The sequence below is a fragment of the Stenotrophomonas sp. YJH_SMC_105-26 genome (assembly GCF_059368915.1).
The window spans coordinates 1,150,740-1,175,383 of sequence record NZ_JCAFSD010000001.1 but is presented as its reverse complement, the minus strand read 5'-3'; the positions used below and the strand labels follow the sequence as shown (position 1 = coordinate 1,175,383).

The 24,644-nt window shown below is 67.4% G+C and carries 23 protein-coding genes; 18 read left to right on the top strand and 5 right to left on the bottom strand.

Annotation, left to right across the window (positions count from 1 at the left end; translation table 11 throughout):
* The first annotated feature begins 75 nt into the window (after positions 1-75).
* Positions 76-1,170 carry a rod shape-determining protein RodA gene (rodA, locus tag AC5P7F_RS05340; RefSeq protein WP_049406772.1) on the top strand — a complete coding sequence of 365 codons (1,095 nt, stop codon included), beginning with the start codon at positions 76-78 and terminating at the stop codon, positions 1,168-1,170.
* Positions 1,171-1,794: 624 nt separating this feature from the next.
* On the opposite strand, the gene AC5P7F_RS05335 is transcribed toward rodA, so the two are convergent.
* A complete protein-coding gene (locus AC5P7F_RS05335) occupies positions 1,795-2,115 on the bottom strand; it encodes a DUF8588 domain-containing protein (protein WP_414615787.1) in 321 nt (106 codons plus the stop codon).
* A gap of 45 nt (positions 2,116-2,160) precedes the next feature.
* On the opposite strand from AC5P7F_RS05335, the gene mltB reads away from it, so the two are divergent.
* The 3 genes from mltB (at position 2,161) to AC5P7F_RS05320 (ending at position 5,892) form a co-directional block, all read left to right on the top strand.
* On the top strand, positions 2,161-3,306 hold the full coding sequence (gene mltB / locus AC5P7F_RS05330; RefSeq protein WP_032957863.1) for a lytic murein transglycosylase B: 1,146 nt from the start codon (positions 2,161-2,163) through the stop codon (positions 3,304-3,306).
* Positions 3,303-4,571 carry a septal ring lytic transglycosylase RlpA family protein gene (locus AC5P7F_RS05325; protein ID WP_014648444.1) on the top strand — a complete coding sequence of 423 codons (1,269 nt, stop codon included), beginning with the start codon at positions 3,303-3,305 and terminating at the stop codon, positions 4,569-4,571. The genes mltB and AC5P7F_RS05325 overlap by 4 nt, the downstream gene beginning before the upstream one ends.
* Before the next feature lie 100 nt (positions 4,572-4,671).
* Positions 4,672-5,892: a D-alanyl-D-alanine carboxypeptidase family protein gene (locus tag AC5P7F_RS05320; protein WP_014648443.1), complete on the top strand. Its 1,221-nt coding sequence runs from the start codon at positions 4,672-4,674 to the stop codon at positions 5,890-5,892.
* Positions 5,893-6,139: 247 nt separating this feature from the next.
* Here AC5P7F_RS05320 and AC5P7F_RS05315 read toward each other — a convergent pair whose 3' ends face one another.
* Positions 6,140-7,198 carry a lipid A deacylase LpxR family protein gene (locus tag AC5P7F_RS05315; protein ID WP_168708239.1) on the bottom strand — a complete coding sequence of 353 codons (1,059 nt, stop codon included), beginning with the start codon at positions 7,196-7,198 and terminating at the stop codon, positions 6,140-6,142.
* A gap of 352 nt (positions 7,199-7,550) precedes the next feature.
* Between AC5P7F_RS05315 and AC5P7F_RS05310 the strand changes: the two genes are divergently transcribed.
* From AC5P7F_RS05310 to gnd, 7 genes are all read left to right on the top strand, one after another.
* Entirely contained in the window at positions 7,551-7,829 is a 279-nt protein-coding gene (locus tag AC5P7F_RS05310) for a YbeD family protein (protein WP_005411067.1), read from the top strand.
* Positions 7,817-8,527: a lipoyl(octanoyl) transferase LipB gene (gene lipB, locus AC5P7F_RS05305; RefSeq protein ID WP_014648440.1), complete on the top strand. Its 711-nt coding sequence runs from the start codon at positions 7,817-7,819 to the stop codon at positions 8,525-8,527. Before AC5P7F_RS05310 ends, lipB begins: the two co-directional genes overlap by 13 nt.
* 18 nt (positions 8,528-8,545) lie before the next feature.
* Positions 8,546-9,556 carry a lipoyl synthase gene (gene lipA, locus AC5P7F_RS05300; protein ID WP_032960206.1) on the top strand — a complete coding sequence of 337 codons (1,011 nt, stop codon included), beginning with the start codon at positions 8,546-8,548 and terminating at the stop codon, positions 9,554-9,556.
* Positions 9,557-9,803: 247 nt separating this feature from the next.
* On the top strand, positions 9,804-11,981 hold the full coding sequence (locus tag AC5P7F_RS05295; protein ID WP_014648438.1) for a carboxy terminal-processing peptidase: 2,178 nt from the start codon (positions 9,804-9,806) through the stop codon (positions 11,979-11,981).
* 214 nt (positions 11,982-12,195) lie between these two features.
* The gene (locus tag AC5P7F_RS05290; protein WP_164077479.1) at positions 12,196-12,792 is read left to right on the top strand and encodes a DUF2242 domain-containing protein; all 597 of its coding nucleotides are present in this window, start codon (positions 12,196-12,198) and stop codon (positions 12,790-12,792) included.
* Between the two features lie 2 nt (positions 12,793-12,794).
* Positions 12,795-14,048 carry a hypothetical protein gene (locus AC5P7F_RS05285; protein ID WP_164077480.1) on the top strand — a complete coding sequence of 418 codons (1,254 nt, stop codon included), beginning with the start codon at positions 12,795-12,797 and terminating at the stop codon, positions 14,046-14,048.
* Between the two features lie 10 nt (positions 14,049-14,058).
* Entirely contained in the window at positions 14,059-14,964 is a 906-nt protein-coding gene (gene gnd / locus AC5P7F_RS05280) for a phosphogluconate dehydrogenase (NAD(+)-dependent, decarboxylating) (protein ID WP_014648435.1), read from the top strand.
* 273 nt (positions 14,965-15,237) lie between these two features.
* Here the strand turns inward: gnd and AC5P7F_RS05275 are convergent, their stop codons facing one another.
* Positions 15,238-16,281 carry an oxidoreductase gene (locus tag AC5P7F_RS05275; RefSeq protein WP_111205663.1) on the bottom strand — a complete coding sequence of 348 codons (1,044 nt, stop codon included), beginning with the start codon at positions 16,279-16,281 and terminating at the stop codon, positions 15,238-15,240.
* Between the two features lie 170 nt (positions 16,282-16,451).
* Between AC5P7F_RS05275 and AC5P7F_RS05270 the strand changes: the two genes are divergently transcribed.
* The 4 genes from AC5P7F_RS05270 (at position 16,452) to AC5P7F_RS05255 (ending at position 20,798) form a co-directional block, all read left to right on the top strand.
* Positions 16,452-16,835, top strand: coding sequence for a BON domain-containing protein (locus AC5P7F_RS05270; protein ID WP_014648433.1), 384 nt, complete (start codon positions 16,452-16,454; stop codon positions 16,833-16,835).
* Positions 16,836-17,027: 192 nt separating this feature from the next.
* On the top strand, positions 17,028-18,845 hold the full coding sequence (locus tag AC5P7F_RS05265) for an ATP-binding protein (protein WP_164077481.1): 1,818 nt from the start codon (positions 17,028-17,030) through the stop codon (positions 18,843-18,845).
* Positions 18,842-19,282: a response regulator gene (locus AC5P7F_RS05260; RefSeq protein WP_005411057.1), complete on the top strand. Its 441-nt coding sequence runs from the start codon at positions 18,842-18,844 to the stop codon at positions 19,280-19,282. Before AC5P7F_RS05265 ends, AC5P7F_RS05260 begins: the two co-directional genes overlap by 4 nt.
* Positions 19,283-19,286: 4 nt before the next feature.
* A complete protein-coding gene (locus AC5P7F_RS05255) occupies positions 19,287-20,798 on the top strand; it encodes an ATP-binding response regulator (protein WP_046432552.1) in 1,512 nt (503 codons plus the stop codon).
* Between the two features lie 75 nt (positions 20,799-20,873).
* Here AC5P7F_RS05255 and AC5P7F_RS05250 read toward each other — a convergent pair whose 3' ends face one another.
* Entirely contained in the window at positions 20,874-21,617 is a 744-nt protein-coding gene (locus AC5P7F_RS05250) for a proteasome-type protease (RefSeq protein ID WP_014648429.1), read from the bottom strand.
* 89 nt (positions 21,618-21,706) lie between these two features.
* On the opposite strand from AC5P7F_RS05250, the gene folK reads away from it, so the two are divergent.
* Positions 21,707-22,192 (top strand): 2-amino-4-hydroxy-6-hydroxymethyldihydropteridine diphosphokinase, encoded by a 486-nt coding sequence (folK, locus tag AC5P7F_RS05245; RefSeq protein WP_014648428.1) that lies wholly within the window; start codon positions 21,707-21,709, stop codon positions 22,190-22,192.
* A 66-nt stretch (positions 22,193-22,258) separates the two neighbouring features.
* On the opposite strand, the gene AC5P7F_RS05240 is transcribed toward folK, so the two are convergent.
* On the bottom strand, positions 22,259-22,996 hold the full coding sequence (locus AC5P7F_RS05240; protein ID WP_164077482.1) for a pteridine reductase: 738 nt from the start codon (positions 22,994-22,996) through the stop codon (positions 22,259-22,261).
* A 59-nt stretch (positions 22,997-23,055) separates the two neighbouring features.
* Here AC5P7F_RS05240 and AC5P7F_RS05235 point away from each other — a divergent pair, with 59 nt between their 5' ends.
* Together AC5P7F_RS05235 and AC5P7F_RS05230 are read left to right on the top strand one after the other, a co-directional pair.
* Positions 23,056-24,240 carry an SAM-dependent methyltransferase gene (locus AC5P7F_RS05235; RefSeq protein ID WP_164077483.1) on the top strand — a complete coding sequence of 395 codons (1,185 nt, stop codon included), beginning with the start codon at positions 23,056-23,058 and terminating at the stop codon, positions 24,238-24,240.
* Positions 24,237-24,629 (top strand): VanZ family protein, encoded by a 393-nt coding sequence (locus AC5P7F_RS05230; protein ID WP_164077484.1) that lies wholly within the window; start codon positions 24,237-24,239, stop codon positions 24,627-24,629. Before AC5P7F_RS05235 ends, AC5P7F_RS05230 begins: the two co-directional genes overlap by 4 nt.
* Positions 24,630-24,644: the final 15 nt, after the last annotated feature.

The window sequence follows — 24,644 nt, the reverse complement described above, 5'->3', positions numbered from 1 at the left end:
ACCCCACAGCCCGGCTACGGAGATCAGAAGCACCCTGACAGCTTCACGCAAGCGCCCGTTGCTAGCGTGCTGCGCGTGGAATGGAAACGACTGTTTGGCGGCTGCCGTGAGGCAGTGCGCACGATCGATCTGCCGTTGCTGGTCGCATTGCTGATCCTGATGGGCGCGGGCCTGGCGGTGCTGCACAGTGTGTCCGGGCCGGTGGCCGGGCAGGCGGCGCGCTTTGCGGGTGGACTGCTGGCGATGTGGCTGCTTTCACGTGTTTCGCTGCTGCGCCTGCGCGCGTGGACACCAGCGTTGTACGCGCTGTCGATGCTGCCGCTGATGGCGGTGTATGTGATCGGCACCGGCAAATATGGGCAGCGCTGGCTCAACCTCGGCGTGTTCTACCTGCAACCGTCGGAGCTGCTCAAGCTCAGCCTGCCGTTGATGATGGCCTGGTACCTGCACCGGCAACCGCTGCCGCCGTCGCCGCGCACGGTACTGACCGCGGCGGTGCTGATCGGCGCGCCGGCGGTGTTGATCCTGATGCAGCCCAACCTCGGCACCGCCACGCTGGTCACCGCCAGCGGCGTGTTCGCGTTGTTGCTGGCGGGCCTGCACTGGGGCTGGGTGGCGACCGGCGCGGCGGGGCTGGCAGTGGCCGCGCCGCTGGCGTGGTTCGGTCTGCTGCGTCAGTACCAGAAGGATCGTGTGTTGACCTTCCTCGACCCGGCGGCCGACCCCCTGGGCACCGGCTGGAACATCCTGCAGTCACGCATCGCGATCGGCTCCGGGGGATGGCAGGGACGCGGCTGGGGGCAGGGCACCCAGGCCACGCTGGATTTCCTCCCCGAATACACCACCGACTTCGCGTTTTCGGTGCTGGCCGAAGAGTTCGGCTGGATCGGCGTGGCGACGCTGTTCGCGCTGTACCTGTTCGTGGTCGGGCGTTGCCTGTGGATTGCCGTGCACGCGCGCGACACGCATGCACGGTTGCTGGCCGGCAGCCTGGGGCTGGCGTTCTTCGTCTACGTACTGGTGAACGGCGGAATGATTTCCGGCCTGCTGCCGGTGGTGGGCATTCCGATGCCGCTGATCAGCTACGGCGGGACATCGGCGGTTTCGCTGTTGGCCGGCATCGGGTTGGTGATGGCGGTACGCGGGCACCGGCCCGTGCACGGGGGATAGGGTTTCCAGCCAACGGCGCAGCCCCTCGTGGGTGGTGTCTGGGTGGCTGCGGAAAGCAGAAGCCGCGGGTGGGCCGGTCGGGTTGGGTACGCGGGGGACGCCGTGAATCCGTCCCTGGAGGCTTGGCAGCCGCATCCATGCGGCTGACACCCCCGCGTACCCAACCCGACCGGCTTCTGACCGATTTCGGAGGTCTGCCACCCACGGAGAAGAAAAAGAAGATCAAAAGCGGATCGCGACGCTGCGCTTGCTCGTGAGCCGAGCATGGCTCGGCTCTACACACGGCAATGAAGCGACCCGCCAGGCCGCCTTTGCTTTTGATCTTCTCTTTACTTCGCCGTGGGTAGACGCGCACGGAACCTGTCCGTGGCCGGGTAGAGGGGCTGCGCAGGGGCGTGAGCCGCATGGATGCGGCGACCGAGCTTACATGGACGTACTTGCAGCGGCCCCTGCGCAGCCCGTCTACCCGGCCCCACCCATGAACTGCTTTCCGCGGCCACCCACGAGGGGCTGCGCCGTTGGCTGGAAACTTCCTGACTGCGCAACGCCCGTTGTGTAAGCGTTCTCACACCGATGCACGACAGCACGCCCGCTGACGAAAGTCCGCAAAAAACGCTAGCTGGTTCACACTTTTACACCGCGTTGATCTTGATCAATGGACTTGTCGTAATCGGCCTGCACAATGGCGGCCCGTTCGGCACGGCGCGCCGTCAATCGTTGCAGCGCGAGGGGGCGTCGGGCGGGAAGCAGTACTGATCCAACGGGTACAGGGAGCGCGGGGTACTGCCACTGGGGAGCGGCAGCCGCGCAGGTACCGACCGGATCCGGTCGCCGGTTGCGTCTGCGGGGATGGGGACGCAACCGGCAACCTCCATCTGAATGGGGAAGGGCGATCACGGTGCCTTCACATTTCCCGCTGGTCGCAGGCAAATCGTTGTGATTCATGGTGTTAGGGGTTTTAATTCATCCATGACCTGCTAACCTGCGACGATGATTCGACGCACTCTGGCCTGCATGCTCACCCTCGGCCTGGTCGCCTGCGCGACCCAGCCGAAGTCCCCACCGTCTTCGCCCCAGGCCAGCAGTACGCCGCGCCAGCCCGCCGCCAAGGCCCATGGCCCGGCCGAGGCCGCGCCTGAAGCCACCGCCGCCACCGCGGCGCCGGTCGATCTCACCCCGGTGCCGTTCGAGGTCGCACGGGCCCGCTTCATTGCCGATACCGCCAAGCGCTATGGCCTGAAGCCGGAGCAGATCAGCAGCGTGCTCGACCAGGCGCAGGTGCGCCAGCCGATCATCGCCGCGATGTCGCGCCCGGCCGAACGGGTCAAGCCGTGGAATGAGTACCGGCCGATGTTCATCAGCAAGGCGCGCATCGATGGCGGCCGCGCGTTCCTGGCCGAACACCGCGCCGAACTGGATCGCGTGCAGCAGCGCACCGGCGTGCCGGCCGAAGTGATCGTCGCGATCATCGGTGTGGAAACCAGCTACGGCAGGAATGCTGGCAGCCATCGCGTGCTCGATGCGCTGTACACGCTGGCGTTCTATTACCCGCGCAGCGGCGACCCGGCCAAGCTGGAACGCGAAGTGCGCCGCGAGCTGTTCTTCCGCGATGAGCTGGCCAAGCTGTTCGAGTTGGGCCACGAAGAGAAACTGGATATCACCACGCTCAAGGGCAGTTATGCCGGTGCGATGGGCATGGGCCAGTTCATGCCGTCCAGCTATCTCGACTACGCCGTGGACGGAAACGGTGATGGCCGCCGCGACCTGTTCACCAGCTACGACGACGTGTTCTCGTCCATCGCCAACTACTTCGTGAAGAAGGGCGGCTGGGTGCGTGGCGGGCAGGTGGCCGTGCCGGCCACGCTGGCGCCGGGCCGCGAGGAGTTCAACCCGACCGAATGGATGCCGACCTGGACGATGGCCGACCTGGCGCAGCGCGGCTACCAGCCGGGCGCGCCGGTGCAGCCGGGCGCCACCGCCACGCCGATCACGCTTGAAGGCAGCACCGGCAAGCAGTACTGGCTGGGCTTCCAGAACTACTACGCGATCACCCGCTACAACCTCTCGAAGATGTACGCGATGGCCGTGTTCCAGTTGTCCCAGGCCATCGCCGGACAGGAGCTGCCCCCGGCATGAACATCAGATGGCTGGTCCCAGGCTTGATCGTCCTCGCGCTGGCTGCCTGCAGCAGCGCGCCGAAGAAGCCGGCCACGGCCGGCCATGGTGGCAAGTCCGGCGGCACGCTGGTGCAGGGGCGTGGCTCGCGCCCGGCACACTGCCCGGAAGGGTCACCGTACGCGGCGGCCAAGGAAGACCTGAGCACCCGCGGCAACTACACTGCCGGTGGCCTGTACAAGCCGGGCGTGCGTGACAGCACGCCGGATTACATTCCCAACGTGGCCTGCATTCCCGAGCCGGAAGTGACCGCCGAGGAGCGCTCGGCGATCGGCAACAAGTCGCCGTACGTGGTGCTGGGGAAGTCGTACAAGGTGCTCGACGATACCCACGACTATGTCGAGCGCGGTACCGCGTCGTACTACGGCGCCAAGTTCCATGGCCGCCTGACCTCCAACCGCGAGGTCTACGACATGTACCAGTTCACCGCCGCGCACAAGACGCTGCCGCTGCCCAGCTTCGCCCGCGTGACCAACCTAGACAATGGCGAGTCGGTGATCGTGCGCGTCAACGACCGCGGCCCGTTCCACGATGGTCGCGTGGTCGATCTCAGTTATGCCGCCGCCGTGCGCCTGGGCATCACCCAGCGCGGTACCGGCAACGTGGAAGTGCGCGCGCTGCAGCCGGGCGAGAGCAACCTGCTGGCGCAGAAGCCGTCCCGCCGCGAGCGTCGTGCCGCCGAAGCGGCAGCTGCGGTGGCCAGTGCACGCCCGGCAGCGACCGCGCGCGCCACTGCCGACAGCGATATCGATCGCCTGGTCAAGCGCCTGCCGGCCGATGGCATGCCGGCACGCGGCCAGCCGGCCACCACCCAGGGCGTGGCCAGCACCGTGCCGGAGGTGGCGGTCAGCAGCCTGCCGCCGAGTGCACCGCTGCGCAGCACCGCACCGGCGCCGGTTGCAGTCGCCAGCGCCGCGCCGCGCGCCGTCGCGCCGGCACCCGTGCGCACCGTCGCCGCCACGCCGGCGGCACCCAGCCTGTCGCAGCAGGTGGTGGGCGCGGTGATGGTGCAGGTCGCCAGCTTCTCCAGTCGCGACAACGCCAACCGTGCGATGGGCCAGCTCAACGCTGCCGGCATCGTCGGCGCGACCATCAGCGACATCGCCGCCGGTGGCCGCACCCTGTTCCGTCTGCGCGTTCCTGCCACCGACCATGCCAGTGCCGCGGAACTTGCCGGCCGCATCGCCGGTCTGGGCCTGGGTTCGCCGCAGATCGTCAAGGATTGATCCGCCCGGGCCGGTGCTGCCGGCCCAGGCTCCCCCGGCCTTACAATGGCCGTTACGTTCCACCCTCCATTCCCGGCCGTCCCCTGGAGCCTGCTGTCCAATGAATTTCCGTTCCGCCGCCACCGCCCTGGCCGCCACCCTGGTGGTGGGCCTGGCTTCCGCCCAGACGCCGCTGCCGACCCCGGCCACGCCGGCGCCTGCCGCCGCCGCCGCCGCCCCGGCCACCGTCGCGACCCCGCCGGCCCCGGCCCCGAGCGTGTCCAAGGCCTGGGTCCTGATGGACTACGCCACCGGCCAGGTGCTGGCCGGCGAGAACATCCACGAGCAGCTGGCCCCGGCAAGCATCACCAAGGTGATGACGTCGTACGTGGTTGCCGCCGAGGTCAAGAACGGCAAGGTCCGTGCAGATGACCAGGTGATGATGAGCGAGCGCGCCTGGCGCGAAGGTGGCGCCGGTACCGACGGCAGCTACAGCGGCTTCCCGGTCAACCAGACCGCACGCCTGGAAGACATGGAAAAGGGCATGGCGATCCAGTCCGGCAATGACGCCGCGATCGCCCTGGCCGAGCATGTGGCCGGCAGCGAAGAAGCCTTTGCGTCGCTGATGAACAGCTACGCCGCCAAGATCGGCATGAAGGACTCGCACTTCGTCAACGCCCACGGCCTGACCGCACAGGGCCACCACAGCACCGCCTACGACCTGGCGCTGCTGGGCCGCGCGATGGTGCGTGATTACCCGGAAACCTACGCGTACAACAAGATCAAGGAATTCCAGGTCGGCAACATCAAGCAGCCGAACCGCAACCTGCTGCTGTGGCGCGATGGCAGCGTGGATGGCATCAAGACCGGCCACACGTCCGAAGCCGGCTACTGCCTGATGAGCTCGGCCCAGCGTGGCGACCAGCGCCTGATCGCCGTAGTGCTGGGTGGTGCGTCGGAGAAGCAGCGTGCCGACGACAGCCTGGCCCTGCTGAACTGGGGCTTCCGCTTCTTCGAGACCCATCGCCTGTACGAGCCGGGCAAGGCCGTGGCCGAGCACAAGGTCTGGAAGGGCACCACCGACAAGGTACAGCTGGGCGTGGCCCAGCCGATGCTGGTGAGCGTGCCGCGCGGCCGCTACAACGATCTGAAGCCGAGCATCGACGTGCCCAAGACCCTGGAAGCACCGTTCACTGCCGGCCAGCAGATCGGCACCGTGAAGGTCACGCTGGATGGCAAGGTCATCGCCGAGGCACCGCTGGTGGCCGTGGCCGCCGTCGAGCAGGCCGGCTTCTTCAAGCGCCTGTGGGACAGCTTCTGGATGTGGTGGGAATCGGAATGATCCACGCCTTTGCGTGGTGAACGAAAAGGCCGGCCAATGCCGGCCTTTTCTGTTTCGGAAGGCCGCTTCCCCCCGCACGCGGGGGGTAGAGCCGGCCGCTGGCCGGCTCCCCAGCAACTCATCCGGAACTGCCGGCATCCGGCCAGCGGCCGGCACCACCTGCAGCGCCTGACTTGCAGCGAGCGATGCGGTAACCGGTGTGCCGACCAACGGTCGGCACCTACCCGCTTCACCCTCAGCCCCTCGCCTACAGCGAGCGGCTGATGGTGAAACTGCCGAACACCGGCGATTGGCGCTGGCCGTTGAACTCCCGCGTGCTGTGGTAACGCGCAGCGGCGAACTTCCAGCGTCCGTACATCACGGCCACGCCATAGCCGCCGTAGGCCACCACATGGCGCTTGTCCACGCTGTGACTGTTGCGGAACGTGTTGCCATCCAGCGTAATGTCGCGGATCACCCAGGCCGCGTCCGAGGTCGCGAACAGGTGCCAGGACCAGCCATTGGGACGGCCGCTGCGGGTCGGTGCCGTGTTCTCACCGGCCGGGCGCAACGGCGTGCTGCCGAAGTCGTCCGGCAGCTTCCAGCCGAAGCGCACTTCACCGCCGAGGTTGGCCTTGGTTTCCAGGTTGCCGATCGAGCCGCCGTAGTGGCTGATCGCGTCCCAACCCCAGCCGTCGGCATTGATGCTGGCATCACCCGGCCAGCGGCGCATGCGCTCATGGGTCAGCATGAACAGCGGCTCGTTGTGCAGCTGGTTGTCCCAGCCCTTGAATTTCTCGTCGCCCAGCACTTCGTGCACGGCATTCTGCACCTGCTTGCCCTGTGCCCACGGGCCAACTACGCCCAACGTCAGCTGGGTGGTCTGCAGGCGGTCGCCGCTGCGCGCATTGAAACCGAAGTTTGCGATCAGTACGCCCGCGTAAGGGCGGTCGTCCTCGATCAGGTCCCTGCGGCTGAAATCGGTCGGGGTGAAGATGCCCTGGCCGATGCTGAAGATCATGTTCTGCTGTTCGAACCTGCCCGGATGCAGGCCTTCCAGGTACTGGTTCACCCAGCGCGCCATGCGTGGAAGGCACGGGTCGTCGGTGTAATCGACCAGATTGGGCGAGACCAGGGTCAACAGCGCACCGTTGGTATAGCCCTGGTCCTGGTGGCGGCCGCCGAACAGGTCGTTGTCGACGCGGAAATTGACCTGCGGCGGGTGATCGCGCATCGCGTCCGGGCCACATTGTTCGGCCGCCTGGGCGGCAAAGGGGAGGGCAGAGGCCAGCAGGCCGGCCAGCCCGAGGGCTGCGACACTATGCATGGATGGAATGCTCATGGGGAAGGGGGCGGTTTTCTGTCGTTTTCTGCAACGCTACGGTACTCGTGCCCGCGCGCCGGAACGAGCACGTTGGGATCACTTGTCTGTTCCGAAAACAACATTGTCCGGCGGACACAATTCGTTACCCGCGCACGCGCCGCAGGCCTGGCGTGAAGGCGACTGCAGGCCGCGCGCACGATGCCCCGGTCAGTGAGGGGCCGAAAGAACCAGTCAGCTGCCGTTGGGCTCTCCGCCCGCGCTTTTGGGCCAGCTGCAACGCAGCAGGCCGCCAGTGCTGTCTTTGACGTTGATGAATACTCTTGGGTTTGTTGCCCTGCGGCCCGATAATGGGGCCATGGAAATCAAGTCCGACAACCCCGACCACGGCTTCCAGTTCCCCGGCCAGTTCGAGCTCAGCGCCATGGGCCCGGCCAACCGCGGCCTGGAGCATGAGCTTCCCCGTCTGCTGCTGGCTGCCGGCATCGATGTGGTGAACGAACGCATCAGCTGGAAGCATTCGTCCAACGGCAAGTACGTGTCCGTCCGCATCGTGTTCAAGGCCGAGAGCCGCGAGCAGTACGACCTGGCGCACCAGGCACTGCGCGACCACCCGGAAGTGAAGTGGACGCTGTAGCCGACAGCTGCCCGGCCGAAGCCGCCCCGGAAGACCGCGCGCCGCGTCCGGCGGTGGTCCGCGACCTCGGCCGCCAGGCGTACGAGCCGGTGTGGCGCGCCATGCAGCGCTTCACCGACCAGCGCAGCGACGCCGACGCCGACGAACTGTGGGTAGTCGAGCACGATCCGGTGTTCACCCTGGGCCAGGCCGGCAAGGATGAGCACGTGCTGGCGCCGGGTGACATCCCCGTGCTGCACGTGGACCGTGGCGGCCAGGTGACCTATCACGGGCCCGGCCAGATCGTGGTCTACCCGCTGTTGCGCCTGCCGCGGCTGGGCATCGGTGTGCGCGACTACGTGTGCCGCATCGAGCAGGCCCTCATCGATACCCTGGCCGAGTGGAACATCGGCGCCGAACGCCGCGAGGGCGCCCCGGGCGTCTACGTCGGTGGCGCCAAGATCGCTGCGCTTGGCATCCGCGTGCGCCGCGGCTGCACCTTCCATGGCCTGGCCTTCAACGTGGCCATGGACCTGGAACCCTTCCACCGCATCAACCCCTGTGGCTATCAGGGGTTGCAGGTGACCTCGGTGGTAGACTTGGGCGGCCCCTCCGGGCTGGATGCCGTCAAGCCGGTGCTGCTGGACCACCTGGCCCGCCAGTTCGGCCTGCTGCTGCAGCACACGCCGGAACTGCCCGATCTTTCTGCGGCCGCCTGACCGCCCCCCGGAACTGCCATGACTGAAACCACCGCCCGTTCCATTCCCCTGCAGATCGTGCAGGGCGACTCTCCGTCCGCCGCGCCGTTGCAGGCCGGGGTCAAGCAGCTGGGCGGTGACAAGATCAACCGTTCGCCGGTGCAGTTCGCCGACGCGCCGGTGCTGCGCAAGCCGTCGTGGATCCGCGTGCGCATTCCCTCGGGCAACGCCGTGCAGAACCTCAAGGCCAAGCTTCGCGAGAACCGCCTGGTGACGGTGTGCGAGGAAGCCAGCTGCCCGAACATCCACGAATGCTTCGGCCATGGCACCGCCACCTTCATGATCCTCGGCGAGGTCTGCACCCGCCGCTGCTCGTTCTGCGACGTGGCCCATGGCCGCCCGAAGCCGCCGGATGCCAACGAACCGGCCAGCCTCGGCCAGACCGTGGCCGACATGGGCCTGAAGTACGTGGTGGTGACCAGCGTCGACCGCGATGACCTGCGTGACGGCGGTGCCCAGCACTTCGTCGACTGCATCACCGCCATCCGCGAAAAGTCGCCGGGTACCCGCATCGAAGTGCTGACCCCGGACTTCCGTGGCAAGGGCCGCATGGAGCGCGCGCTGGAGATCCTGGCGCAGAACCCGCCGGATGTGTTCAACCACAACATCGAGACCGTGCCGGACCTGTACCGCAACGTGCGCCCGGGTGCGGACTACCAGTGGTCGCTGAACCTGCTGAAGAACTTCAAGGCACAGCACCCGGACGTGCCGACCAAGAGCGGCATCATGCTGGGCCTGGGCGAAGACTTCGAACAGATCAAGGCCACCATGCGCGACCTGCGCGCGCACGATGTGGACATGATCACCATCGGCCAGTACCTGCAGCCGACCGCGCATCACCACCCGGTACTGAAGTACTGGACCCCCGAGGACTACAAGGCGCTGGAAGACTACGGCTACGCGCTGGGCTTCAGCCACGTGGCGTCCGGCCCGATGGTGCGCTCGTCGTACCACGCTGACGTGCAGGCCAAGGGCGCCGGCATCTCTTGAGGTGGGTGCGGACCGTTGGTCCGCATACCTCTGCCTGCCGCAGAGCCGAGCCCATGCTCGGCTGCTTGCTGCCGGCCAGCCGAGCATGGGCTCGGCTCTGCATGCATTCACAATTTGCTACACCGGCCCGGCTAGGCTGGTTTTCCACCGAGCGCGGCCGGATGACAAACCCGGCAACTTTCGGCACTGTCGTGGTGTCTGAACACCCTGCAGTCTCCCCCTTGGCAAGGCGCCTTCGAGCACGTCAATGAAATTCAAAGCCCCCGCATTCCTGATGGCCCTGGCGCTGGTCGCGCCGCTGGCGCTGGCGGCCAAGGCCGACTCGCCCGCATTGCCCGCGGCGGCCACCGCCGATCAGGTGACCACCTCCAAGCTGGTGTACGGCCTGTTGTCCGACAGCCGCTACGCCTACCGCCCGCGCGCGCTGGACGAGGCCACCTCCAAGGACGTGTTCAAGCGTTACCTGGAGACCCTGGACGGCGGCAAGCAGTACTTCACCCAGGCCGACGTGGCGCGCTTCGCGCCGTTCGAAGCCAACATCTCTTCGGCCATCCGTGGCGGCGAGCTGGAGCCGGCGTTCCAGGTGTTCGCGGTCTACAAGCAGCGCGTCGGCGAGCGCGTGGCCTATGCGCGCAAGCTGCTAAAGCAGGAGCCGGACTTCACCACCGACGAGCGCTTCGAATACGACCGCAAGAAGGTTCCGTGGGCGGCCAGCAGTGCCGAACTGGATGAGCTGTGGCGCAAGTCGGTGAAGAACGACTGGCTGCGCCTGAAGCTGGCGGGCAAGAAGCCGGACGACATCCGCAAGACGCTGGACAAGCGCTACGCGACGCTGGAGAAGTCGGTCAACGAGCTGAAGGGCGAAGACGTCTTCCAGTTCTTCATGAACGCCTACACCAGCGCTGTCGATCCGCACACCGACTACTTCACCCCGCGCACCGCCGAGAACTTCAACCAGGCGATGTCGCTGTCGCTGGAAGGCATCGGTGCGCAGCTGCAGCGGCAGGACGACATGGTGGTGATCCGCGAGATCATCGCCGGTGGTCCGGCCGCAGTGGACGGCACCCTGAAGCCGGGGGACCGCATCGTTGGCGTTGGCCAGGGCAAGTCCGGCCTGGTCGAGGATGTGATCGGCTGGCGCATCGACGACGTCGTGGCCAAGATCCGCGGTGCCAAGGATACCCAGGTCAAGCTGGAATTCATCCCGGCCGCCGAGGGCGTGGACGGCAAGCACCACACGCTGGTCCTGACCCGCCAGAAGGTGCGCCTGGCCGAACAGGCCGCCAAGGGCGAGACCATGAGCATCCCGGCCGCCAACGGCGAACCGGCGCGCAGGATCGGCGTGATCAAGCTGCCGACCTTCTACCAGGACTTCGAAGGCCGTCGCCGCAATGCCGCTGACTACGCCTCGGCCACCCGCGACGTCGCCAAGCTGCTGGCCGGCTTCAAGAACGACAAGCTGGATGGCGTGGTGCTGGACCTGCGCAACAACGGGGGGGGCTCGCTGGATGAAGCGATCGAACTGACCGGCCTGTTCATTGAACAGGGCCCGGTGGTGCAGGTGCGCGAGTCCGGTGGCCGCGTTACCGTCAACAGCGACCGCAACCAGGGCGTGGCGTGGGATGGCCCGCTGGCGGTGCTGATCAACCGCGGTTCGGCCTCGGCCTCGGAGATCTTCGCCGGTGCCATCCAGGACTACGGCCGTGGCCTGGTGATCGGTGAAACCAGCTTCGGCAAGGGCACCGTGCAGAACATCGTCGACCTCGATCGCTGGCCGAGCGGCGAAACCCAGCGCTTCGGCCAGGTCAAGCTGACCATCGCCCAGTTCTTCCGCATCAGCGGCAGCAGCACCCAGCACAAGGGTGTGGTGCCGGACCTGGCCTTCCCGGCCAGCGTCGATGCCACCGAATTCGGCGAAAGCACCTACGACAACGCCCTGCCGTGGACCCGCATCGCCGCCGTGCCGCACACCCAGTACGGCAACTTCGCGCCGCTGCTGCCGAAGCTGGAGACCCGCCACGACGCGCGCATCGCCACTGACAAGGAATTCCAGTGGTGGAACGAGGATGTGGAGCAGTTCCGCACCGAGGCCGCGAAGAAGTACATCTCGCTCAACGAGGCGACCCGTCGTGCCGAGCGCGAGCGCCAGGACGCCCAGCGCAAGGAGCGCCAGGTGCAGCGCAAGGAACTGGGCCTGGCCCTGGACCCGCTGGCCGACGACAGCAGCGACGATGGCCTGACCGGCAACGAGCGCGACATCGTCAAGGATGCCGCCCGTGAGAAGGCCGCTGAAAAGCGTCCGGACCCGCTGCTGCGCGAGTCGGCCTCGATCCTCGCTGACGCGGTCAATCTGCTGGCCAATGACCGCCCGCTGTCGGCCCAGGTGCTGCCGCAGTCCACCGGCGCGGGGCGCTGGGCGGACTGAGCCGGCCACGGCATGTGACACCTCAGGGGCCGGCATTGCCGGCCCCTCGGCGTAAAAGGGGACGGAGGGAATTAAGTCGTTTGTGGCACAAACGACTTAATTCCCTCCGTCCCCTTTTTCGTGCATGAACCGGGAGCAACGTGGGAGGGTATGTCGACCTGCCGCACACGGGGGTGGGACTACCCTTGGTGCTTCCGTTCTCGCAGGAGTACCCATGCGGGCCTCCCGTCTTTCCAGCGCCGCCGTGGCGCTCACCAGCGCCCTGATCCTCTCGGCCTGCGGTGGCCGTGCCGCCGACAGCACCGTGTTGCGCGAGTCCTTCGATTCCGGCGATACCTTCTCGCGCACGGTCGATGGGCGCCCGGGCGAAGCCTGCGAAGCGGCGCGCCGCACGCTGCTCAGCCAGGGCTATGCCATCGCCCGTTCCGACGATGCACAGGTGGAAGGCAACAAGAACTTCCAGCCGCGCGAGGATGACCATGAGCAGCTGGTGCTGCGCATCTCCTGCGCCCCGCGTGGCGGCCAGACGCTGGTGTTCGTCAGCGCAGTGCAGGATCGCTACGCGCTGAAGAAGAGCCCGACCTCGGCCAGTGTCGGTGTGGGAGCGCTGGGTTCGGTATCGCTGCCCTTCGGCAGCAACGACGACTCGCTGGTGAAGGTGGCCAGCAGCACGGTCACCGATGCCGAGTTCTATCGTCGCTTCTTCCAGCGCCTGCAGCAGTACCTGCCGGCCGCGGCGGGCAAGCCGTCGCCATCGCCGGCGGCGCCACCGGAGCCCGCACCCGCACCGGCGGTCACGGACCAGGGCTGAGCGTGCGCGGCAGGTGGCTGATTGCAGCCCTGCTGCTGGCGCCCGCGTGGGTCGTCGCAGCGCCATCCCCGGACTGTACGCAGGGTCTGCTGCAGCGGTTGGGGTGGCGCTTCGAGGATGCCGAGCTGCGTGCACCGCAGGTACACAAGGGCCCGGTGTGTACGCGTTCCTCGCTCGCCGCGGCACAGGCAGCGGGTGACCTGCGCGTACGCTGGCCGGCGGATCTGCCTGCAGGCGAACTACAGGCACTGCTGCAGCAGCTGCTGGAAGACCCTGCTACGGTCTGCGCCTATGCCTTCGAGCTGGGGGCGGCCACGCGGCGCGCGACCTCGGCATTGCAGGGCAATGCCACGTTCCGTTTCTCCGGCCCGCAACTGGGCTGGATCGGCTTTGGTCTGCGCGGCGCGCCGGCACAGGGCTGGCAGCGTACGCGCAGTTTCGGCCGTGGCTTCGTGCCCAGTGCGGGCAACAGCCATGCGCTGCAGGCGTTCTACAGCGGTGCCGTGCGCGCCGAGTGCGGTGTCGGCCGCCAGGTCGCGCAGCTGGCCACCCAGCGCGAGCTGTATGGCGATGCTGCGTTCGATACGGAGTTCGCAGCGGATGAACTGTCGATCGGCACCTTCCTCGCGCTGCACGCCACCGACAGCATCCTGCTTGGCGCGCACGCGGGCGAGTTCTTCGCCGACGGCAAGGCGGTGCGCACCTCGGCGATGGGGCGGCAGGCGTTCGTGGGTGTGCCCGGCTTCATCGAACATGTGTACGACAACGGTACGCTGGATGACCTGAGCAACCAGGCCGAGAACTTCGTGGTCGTCACTGTGGGCGAGGGCGCTGCGCAGGCCCTGGCGCAGCACGGCGGCCTGGCCTGGTACGACCAGCGCAATGCCGAACTCTGGAACCTGGCGCAGGACATCCCGCGCATCGGCCAGCGCTACTTCGAGCGCCTGCTGTTCGAGCGCGATCCGCAGTTGCGCGCACGGCTGGCGCCGCGCTACCACGACACGCTCGCGCGCATGGACCAGCTGCTGGACGATCCGTTCTACCAGCAGTTCGTGATCTATGTGCATCCACGCGGTATACGTCCCATCGGCTACCACGTCGCCCGCCTGCTCGATCGCAACCCGCGAACCCCGTTTTCAATCGACCTGGCGGTGCACAATCTGCATACCACGCTCTACCGGCGTTGGCGCGAGGCGCAGCTGCGCCACTGCGCGGCTACCGGCAGGCCAGGCAGCCTGACCCTAGACCCCAACTGAAGGTGAAACAATGGATATTGCAATGATCGGCCTCGGCCGCATGGGCGCCAACATGGCCCAGCGCCTGCATCGCGGCGGCCACCGCGTGGTCGGCTACGACCCGGGCGAAGGCGCCCGCCAGCGCGCCGCCGAGGCCGGCCTGGAGGTGGTTGATTCGCTGGCCGCCGCCGTGGCCGCGCTGCCGGTGCCGCGCGTGGTGTGGCTGATGGTACCGGCCGGCGAAACCGTCGACCAGACGCTGGGCCAGCTGACCCCGCACCTGGCCGAGGGTGACATCGTCATCGACGGCGGCAACTCCAACTACCAGGACTCGATCCGCCGCGCCAAGGCGCTGGCCGAGGATGATCTGGGCTACGTCGACTGCGGCACCAGCGGTGGCGTGTGGGGCCTGCAGGAGGGCTACAGCCTGATGGTCGGTGGCGAAGCGTCGGTGGTGGAGCAGATCGCACCGTTGCTGCGCACGCTGGCCCCGGCCGAAGATCGTGGCTGGGGGCGCGTCGGCCCGTCCGGTGCCGGCCACTTCACCAAGATGGTCCACAACGGCATCGAGTACGGAATGATGCAGGCCTATGCCGAAGGCTTCGCGCTGATGGAGCGCAAGCAGGAGATGGAACTGGACCTGGCGCAGGTGGCCGAGGTGTGGCGCCACGGCAGCGTGGTGCGTTCGTGGCTGCTGGACCTGAGCACCGAAGCCCTCAAGCGCAATCCTTCGCTGGATGGCATTGCCCCGTACGTGGAGGATTCCGGCGAAGGCCGCTGGACCGTGGCCGAAGCCATCGCGCTGGATGTGCCGGCGCCGGTGATCACGCTGTCGCTGCTGGAACGCCTGCGCTCGCGCGAATCGAATTCGTTCACCGACCGCCTGCTGTCGGCGATGCGCAATGAATTCGGTGGCCACGCCATCAAGAAGTCGTAAGCACTGCGGTGGGGTCAGAGCCCTTCGGCGTTGCCGAAGGGATCCGGCCCCAGGCAGCCAATCGAGCATGGCTCGACTCTACAGAAGCCTGCTCCGATCGCTTCCACGTTGACGTGTCGACCAAGGTCGACACCTACCGTCGGGCGCGGATAACTGTCGAAGGCGGGGTGGGTCCGCCATCTCACGGGTAGCCGTTTTTTGCCGTTGCTGTTGAGGTTGCCGGCCAGCGGCCGGCACTACCGCTTGTGCGGGTGCAGGGCGCAGCCCTGCCGATCACCCCAACGCGATCCGGCGCCCTTCGCGCGCGCTGTCCATGCCGGCCTGCAGCAACCGCATCAGCTGCAGCGCCTGCACCGGGCTGACCGTGGCTTCGCCCTCGCCGTGCATCGCCGCTGCGAACTGCGCATACAACCGGCGATAGTCGCCGGGTAGGTTGTCGACGGTGCTGCGTTGCACGTTGTCTTCGGTATCGCAGCGCACCAGCTCGCCATGCCGCGGATCGAGGCCCCAGCCTGGTGCGCCCGGCGCCACGCCGCGGCGCAGCTGCGCCTCCTGCACGTCCAGGCCGTGCTTGATCCAGCTGGCGGCGCTGCCATGCACACTGAAGTGCGGCGTCTGCGCTGCCACCAGGGAACCGGCGTGGACGATCGCCCGATGCCGTGGGTAGTGCAGTATCGCGTGGAAGTAATCGATGCCGCCGCCACCTTCGCGCTGCACGGCCAGGTCGGCATCGATTGCCTCGGGCCAGCCGAACAGCACCAGCATCTGGTCCAGCAGGTGCGGACCGAGGTCGTACCACAGGCCACTGCCGGGCCCGTCCTGTTCGCGCCAGCGGTCGCGCACCTGCGGACGGTAACGGTCGAAGTGCGCGTGGCACTCGGCCACGTCGCCCAAGCTGCCTTCGGCCAGCAGCGACTGCAGGGTGAGGAAGTCGGCATCGAAACGCCGGTTCTGGAACACGGTGGCGATGCGCCCGGCATCGCGTGCCGCAGCCAGCACCGTTTCCGCTTCGGCCACATCCAGCGCGAACGGCTTGTCGACCAGCACATGCTTGCCTGCCGCCAGCGCCGCGATGGCCAGTGGCGCGTGCTGTTCGTTCGGCGTGGCGATCACTACGGCATCCACGGCCGGATCATCGAATACCTGCTGCGGCGTGGCACGCACGTGCACATCGCTGAACGTACGCAGCAGGGTGTCGCGTTGTGAACTGACGATGCTGTGCAGCGCCAGCCCGGGGGTGTGCTGGATCAGCGGTGCATGGAAGACGCGGCCGGCGAGGCCGTAGCCGATCAGGGCCAGTTGCAGGTCGGGGCGCATGGCAGGGCTCCGGCAGTGGGAAGGGCAGGGTAAACGACGGGTGCTGGCAGTCCAAAACTGAACGGTTGCCATTGGAAACGTTTCGATTCACGGCGGCATGACCGCAACGCCACGCCTGCTCTACGGTGGGTTGTCCAGACTGGCAGCACATTCCGAAGGAGTACGACACGATGAGCAATACCACCCGCACGCTGATTGCTTCCGCCCTGACCCTGGGCCTGGCGCTGTCCTCCTCGGCCGCATTCGCCAAGGACCCGGCCGCGAAGAGCCCGCCGACCAGCACCCATCCGACGACCCATGCTGATCGTCACGACTCCAATGAGCCGGTGACCGATACCTGGATCACCACCAAGGTGAAGGCCGATCTGCTGGCCAGCAGCAACGTTCCGGGCACCGAGATCAAGGTGGAAACCGTGAACGGCGTGGTCAGCCTGAGCGGTGCCGTCGCTACGCAGGCGGAGAAGGACAAGGCGGTCAACACCGCCAAGGGCATCAAGGGTGTGACCCGCGTCGATGCCGCCGCGCTTAAGGTCAGCGCCGCTGCCAAGCGCTGAGCATCCACCGACCGTTGAACAGGGTGGGCGCCCCGAAGGGGGCGCCCACTCGCGTATGGGGCCGGCTGCGGGGGCCCGTTCAGCCTGCCGCGCTTTGGACTCCAGAGTTGTGATTGCCTGCGCTATATTGCCGGTTCCGCCGCAGCCGGGCTCGTCCCGGGTCCCGCTCCGCGGCCGTGCTGACGAGGAACTATGGCGCTGGTTTTCAGTGACGACATCTGGGACCGCTGGCGGTTGCCGGCCCTGGCGCTGGCGGCTGCCGCGATCATCGTGGTGCCGTGGTTGACCCTGCGCAAACTGCAGCAGGACAGCGAAGAGGCGATGGCCTGGGTCAACCACACCCAGTCCGTTGGTGTGGCGCTGCAACAGCTGCAGGCCGATGTGCGCGACGTCGAATCCGCCGCCCTGACCCTGTCCAAGGGCGTGGATGCGCCCGGCCTGCGCGAGCGGATGGCCAAGGCCAACGAGATCCCCGGGCGCCTGGCCGAACTGGGCCGGATGACGCGTGACAATCCCGATCAGCTGATCCGCATTGGTCGGATCGAATCGATGCTCGAAGGCCGCATGGCGCTTGCCCGCGAGCTGGCCCGGTCCGAACCGAACTCCGACCAGCGTGAGCTGGTGCAGGACCTGAGCACGCGTTATCCGATCCGTGGCCTGGTGGAGGAGCTGCAGGCCAGCGAGCAGAATCTGCTGGCACTGCGCGCCCAGCAGGCCGCGCGCCAGCGCAAGCAGACCGAACTGGTGTCGTGGAGTTCGCTGGCGATCCAGCTGGCCCTGCTCGGCCTGGTGCTGTGGCTGCTGCAGCGGCAGATCGGCCGCCGCCTGCATGCGGAACGGCAATCGCTGCGCTCGGCCGCACGCGCGGCGTCGGTGCTGCAGACCGTGCGCGAACCGATTGTGCTGCTCGACCGCGACCTGCGCGTGCAGCTGCACAACCCGGCGTTCGCCGAACTGTATGACCTGCAGGACGAGCGCGCCGATGGCCTGCTGCTGGAAAACATCGGCGACGGCGCCTGGCGGGATCCGGTGGTGCGCCAGCGCCTGGCCGATGTGCTGTCGCGTGGCCGCGAACTCTGGGACTTCGAGCATGAGCAGCGTACCGCCGATGGCATGGTGCGCTACATGCTGCTCAACGCACGGCGCATGACGCTGCCCGACACCGATGACGAAGTGGTGCTGCTGACCATCAGCGACGTCACCATGCAGCGCGCAGTGCAGCTGCGCGTGGAAGAGCTGAACCGCCAGCTGGAGGGCAAGGTCGCGCAGGTGTCCGAGGTCAACCGCGAGCTGGAAGCCTTCAGCTACTCGGTTTCGCATGACCTGCGTGCGCCGCTTCGCCACGTGGCCGGATTCTCCGACAAGCTGTCGCGCCACCTCGGCGACGCCGCCGATGACAAGAGCCGGCATTACCTGGAGGTGATCTCCAGTTCGGCCCGGCGCATGGCGGCGCTGATCGACGACCTGCTGGTCTATTCGCGGCTGGGCCGCGCAGCGATGCGCCAGCAGGCGGTGGACATGCAGTCGCTGGTGGCCGATACCCGCGCCATGCTCGATGCCAACCTGCAGGCCGAGGCCGAGAACAGCGGCCATGCGCACCACGTGGAGTGGAGCATCGCGCCGCTGCCGATCGTGGTGGGCGACGAGAACATGATCCGCCAGGTCTGGCTGAACCTGCTCGGTAACGCGGTGAAGTACTCGGGCAACCGCGAGCCGGCGAAGATCCGCGTGGACTACCAGCCGCAGCCCGATGGCGGCCATCAGTTCACGGTCAGCGACAATGGTGCAGGCTTTGACATGGCCTACGCCGGCAAGCTGTTTGGTGTATTCCAGCGCCTGCACAAGGCCAGCGACTACCCGGGTACCGGCATCGGCCTGGCCAGCGTGCGCCGCGTGCTGACCCGCCATGGCGGCCGTATCTGGGCCGAGGCCGAACCGGACGTCGGCGCCACCTTCCACTTCTACCTGCCTCCCGCGATCGACGCGGACAAACAAGGGCCTTCTGCATGACCACTCTGCGCACCATTCTTCTCGCCGAAGACAGCCCGGCGGATGCCGAAATGGCGATCGATGCCCTGGAAGAGGCGCGTCTGGCCAATCCCATCGTGCACGTCGAAGACGGCGTGGAAGTGATGGACTACCTGCTGCGCCGCGGCGCCTTCGCCAATCGCGAGGAAGGCCTGCCGGCGGTGCTGCTGCTGGACATCAAGATGCCGCGCATGGATGGCCTGGAAGTGCTTCGGCAGATCCGCGAGCATGAAGAACTCAAGCGCCTGCCGGTGGTGATCCTGTCGTCCTCGCGCGAGGAAAGCGATCTGGCCCGCAGCTGGGACATGGGCGTGAACGCCTACGTGGTCAAGCCGGTGGACGTGGACCAGTTCTTCGGCGCGGTGCAGACCCTGGGCAAGTTCTGGGCGTTGATCAACCAGGCACCGGAACTCGAGTGAGCCCATGCCCCTGACCGGTCCCGCCCTGGGGGCGCTGCGCATCCTGCTGGTGGAAGACTCACCAGAGGATGCCGAGCTGATGTCCGAACAGATGCTCGACGCGGGCCTGGACGCCCGCTTCGAGCGTGTCGAGAGCGAGGCGGAACTGCGCCAGGCACTGGCTGCGTTCCAGCCGGACATCGTGCTGTCCGACCTGAGCATGCCGGGGTTCTCCGGTGATGACGCGCTGCGCATCGTGCGCGAGACCTCGCCGGACGTGCCCTTCATCTTCGTCTCCGGCACGATGGGTGAGGAGAACGCGGTGGCGGCGCTGCAGAAGGGCGCCAATGACTACATCATCAAGCACCTGCCGGCGCGCCTGCCGTCGGCGGTGGCGCGTGCGATCCGCGATGCACGCAGCGCGGTGGAGCGTGCACGGGTGGAAACCGAGCTGATGCGCGCGCAGCGCCTGGAAAGCCTGTCGCTGCTTGCTGCCGGCCTCAGCCATGACCTGCGCAACATCCTGCAGCCATTGCTGATCATGCCGGACCTGCTGAAGGCGCGCACCGAGGATCCGCAGCTGCACCACCTGGCCGATGTCATCGCCGAGTGCGGTCGCCGTGGCCATGAGATGGCCGAATCGATGCTGTCGTTCGTGCGCGGTTCGCGCAAGCCGAGCGAGCGCATCGAGATCGATGGCCTGTTCGATGCGGTTGCACTGCTGTTGCGCAGCAACGTGCCCGATGCCGTGCGCCTGGAACTGCAGGTGCAGGACGAAGGCCTGGTGGTCGATGCCAACTACACCGAGCTGCAGCAGGTGATGTTGAACCTGGCGCTCAACGCGATCCAGGCGATGCCCAACGGCGGTCGCCTGAGCCTGACCGCCAGCCATGCCGGCCAGCGCGATGGCGTGGACTGGATGCGGATCTGCGTGGCCGATGAAGGCATCGGCATGGATGCAGACACGCTGTCGCACCTGTTCAATCCGTTCTTCACCACCAAGGCCGACGGCACCGGCCTGGGCCTGATTTCCTGCAAGCGCATCGTCGAAGGTGCCGGCGGCAGCATCCATGTCAGCAGCCAGCCGGGGCAGGGCACCTGCTTCGAACTGCACTTGCCGATGCACGAAGCCAGCGACGGTAGTGAGCCGATCGAGCAGCTGGTGGCCCTGGGCAGTGGCCAGTCGATCCTGGTGGTCGATGGCGAGGCCACGCGCCTGTCGTTGCTCGGCAATGCGCTGTCAAGCCAGGGATATCAGCTGCAGCTGGCCTCCGATGGCCCGGCGGCGCTGCGCTGGATGCAGCAGGAGGCAATGCCGGCGCTGGTGATTGCCGACGCCGGCTCGAAGTTGTTGCCGGCCAGCCAGCTGCTGGGCGAGATGGCCACGCTGGGCTATCGCGGCCCGGCGCTGGTGCTGGAAGACGCAGCGGTGGAGGTGGCGGCCGATGCATTTCCCGCTGGCGTGCAGGTGCACGTGCTGCGCAAGCCGCTGCAGATGCAGCAGGTGTTCCGCGCGGTGTCCGAAGCGCTGGGCTGATGTCGCGGTAGTGCCGGCCGCTGGCCGGCATCCCTGTGTGGTGGGATCAACGCGGTTGCCGGCCAGCGGCCGGCACTACCGTCCGTTGGTTTCCCAGGGGAAGCGCGGCAGGGCGTCCACTGCCTGTTCCAGCCGCCGCGACCAGTTCTGGTGGATGTCCGCATACAGCGTGGAATCCGCACCCAGCCGCAGCTGCTGGCCGATGCGCAGTTCGCCGTCGCGCAGCAGCGCCAGGTCGATCGGCAGGCCCACCGACAGGTTGGAACGGATGGTGGAGTCCAACGAGACGATCGCCGTGCGTGCGGCATCCTCCAGACGCGTGGCCGGGCTGAGGATGCGGTCGAGGATCGGCTTGCCGTACTTGGATTCACCGATCTGCAGGTAGGGCGTCTCCGGCGAGGCGGCGATGGCGTTGCCGAGCGGATAGATCATGTACAGCCCGGGGCGCTCGCCGGCGATCTGCCCGCCGAAGATCAGCGTGGCCTGGGTATTGACCCCATCGTGGCCATGTTCGCTGTGATTGCTGTGCACCTGGCTGTCCACCAGCAGCTGGCCGACGTACTCGGCGGCTTCGAACAGGTGGGTCATGTCGCGCAGGTTGGGCGCGCGCCGTTCGTCGGCATCGCGCCCCAGGCGCGACACCAGCAGCTGGGTGGTGGCCAGGTTGCCAGCCGCCATCAGCACGTAGGCTGCCTGGCCGGGATACTCGAACACGTGCAGCTTGCGGTGCACGCGCACATCGTCCAGCGAGGCATTGGTCCGGGTGTCGGCAGCGAAGACCAGGCCCTCGTCCACCTCGATTCCAACGCAATAGGTCATGTCGGTGCCCTATCATGTGCATCCCGGATTGTAGGCAGGCCGCCGTGACGACGGCATGTCCACGCCCCCATTGCTGCCACCTGAACCGCATGACGACCGTGCTCCTGAGCCTGGGCAGCAATGTCCAGCCCCGCCGCTACCTCCACGCCGCGGTGGCGGCCCTGCGCGAGCGCTTCGGCGCGCTGCAGGTATCGCCGGCCTACCGTACTGCCGCGGTCGGCTTCGATGGCCCGGCCTTCCTCAACAATGCGGTGGCGATCGAGACCGATCTGCCGCTGCAGGAACTGGACGACTGGCTGCACGCGCTGGAAGACGCGCACGGTCGCGACCGCAGCGGGCCGCGCTTCTCCGACCGGACCCTGGACATCGACGTGGTGTTCTATGGCGACCTGGTGCTGGAAGGCCCGGGGCACCTGCGCATCCCGCGGCCGGAGCTGAAGCACGCGTTCGTGCTGAAGCCGCTGGCCGACATCGCGCCGGGCTTCATCGACCCGGTCAGCGGCCAGGACCTGGCCACGCTGTGGCGCGCGCACCCGCAGTTTGGCGAGGCATTCGAGGTGGTGGATCTGGAGTGACCGGGTCAGATCCCTTTTCCCGCCGGGAAAAGGGATCTGACCCCCGTTGTGGACCCCGGCAACCTTTCAGCTGACCGTACGCCCGCCATCCACGCGCAGGGTGTGGCCGGTGACGAAGCTGGCCTCGGCCACCAGCCAGTACACCGCCTCGGCGATCTCCTCGACGGTGCCGATCCGCGCCAAAGGCGTGCGTGCCAGCAGCGCCTCGCGGGCGAAATCATCCTTGCCCTGTTCCGGCCACAGGATCGCACCCGGCGCTACTGCATTGACCCGCACCTTCGGCGCCAGCTCCAGCGCCAGCGCGCGCGTTGCCATCTCCAGCGCGGCCTTGGCCATGGTGTAGGCGATGTGGTCACGCATCGGGTCGGTGCCGTGCAGGTCGGTGAGGTTGACGATGCAGCCCTGCTGGCGGCGCAGGTAGGGCGCTGCCGCCTGTGACAGCAGCAGCGGCGCGCGTGCATTGACCGCATACAGCGCGTCCATCGCCTCGGCGGTGACCTGGCCGAGCGGGGTGGGGAAGAAGTTGGAGGCGTTGTTGACCAGCGCGTCCAGGCGGCCGAAGTGGGTGACGGCCTGTTCGACCAGATCGGCCAGGGCGTCGGCGTCACGCAGGTCGGCCTGCAGGGCCAGCACGCTGCCCGGGCGCACGTTGTCGAAATCGAACGCAGCCTGCTGCAGCTCGGCGCTGGAGGTGTTGGCGTGCAGCACCACCGACCAGCCACAGGTGTGGAACTGGCGGGCGATGGCCGCACCGATCCGGCGCGCGCTGCCGGTGATCAGGACCACGGGGTGGGTATCGCTCATCGAGGGTCCTCCAAGGCTCGGCTATCCTGTGCACCATTGTCACCGCATTCGAAGACGCCATGCAGCCCACCTTCCCCCTGCCCGAAGCCGATGCCCTGGCCCACAGCGACCAGCTGGCCGCTGCCCTGCGCGCCGAAATCCTTGCGCAGGGCGGGGCAATGCCGTTCTCCCGCTTCATGGAGCTGTGCCTGTACACCCCCGGCTGGGGCTATTACAGTGCCGGCGCCAGCAAATTCGGCGGCAGTGGCGACTTCACCACCGCGCCCGAGCTCGGCAGCCTGTTCGCCGGCAGCGTGGCCAACGCGCTGGCGCCGGTGTTCGCCCAGCTGGGTACGCAGGCGCGGATGCTGGAACTGGGCGGTGGTACCGGCGCCTTCGCCGAAGCGGTGCTGCTGCGCCTGGCCGAGCTGGACGCGCTGCCGTCGCGCTACGCCATCCTCGAACCCAGCGCCGACCTGCGCGAGCGCCAGCAACAGCGCCTGCAGCAGAACCTGCCGGACGAGCTGGCCGCACGCGTGGACTGGGTCGATCGCCCGTTCGAAGAGGACTGGGAGGGCGTGGTGTTTGCCAACGAAGTGATCGACGCGCTGCCGACGCCGCGCTTCCTGATCCGGGATGGCGAGGTCTACGAGGAAACCGTGGAACTGGACGCCGAAGGCAACTTCATCCGTGGTGCGCAGCCGGCCGACATCCTGCTCAACGGTGCGGTGCGCCACATCGAGCGCTACCTGGAGCGCCCCTTCGCCGAGGGCTACCGTTCCGAGGTGCTGCCGCAGCTGCCGTACTGGTTGCAGGCGGTGGCGGGCGGCCTGCAGCGCGGTGCGATGCTGTTCATCGACTACGGTTACAACCGTGGCGAGTTCTACCAGCACGACCGCGATGAGGGCACCGTACGCGCGTTCTACCGCCACCACGTGCACAACGACGTGCACCGCTGGCCGGGGCTGCAGGACATCACCGCGTCGGTGGATTTCACCGCGATGGCCGAGGCCGGCATGCACGGCGGTTTCGAGCTGGCGGGCTACTGCAGCCAGGCCAGCTTCCTGCTCGGCAACGGCCTGGACCAGGTGCTGTCGCTGGCCGAGGAGCGCACTGATGAGGTCGGCCGCATCCAGCTGCGCGACCAGGTGAAGAAGCTGACCCTGCCGACCGAGATGGGGGAGCGCTTCCAGGCGATCGGCCTGCAGCGCGGCGTCGACTTCGAGCCCGCCTTCGAGCTGGGTGACCTGAGCTGGCGCCTGTGAGCGATGCACTGCCGCTGATCAAGCCGCTGCGGCGGCCGCGGCTGTGGGCCGCACTGTGGTTCAGCGCGGTGCTGCTGGTGATCGTGGTCTGCCTGATCCCACCGCCACCGATTCCGTTGCCGGAAAACGGCGACAAGGGTGAGCACTTCCTCGCCTATTTCATCCTGGCTGGCAGCGCGGTACAGCTGTTCCGGCGCGGACGTCCGCTGCTGTGGGTGGGCGTGGGCCTGGTGCTGATGGGGATCGGCATCGAGTTCGCGCAGGGCGCATTGACCGATGACCGCATGGCCGATCCGATGGACGCGCTGGCCAACACGATCGGCGTGCTGGCCGGCCTGGCTACGGCACTGACCCCGCTGCGCGATCCGCTGCTGCGCTGGCGCGGGTAAAGTTCCTGTGGAGCC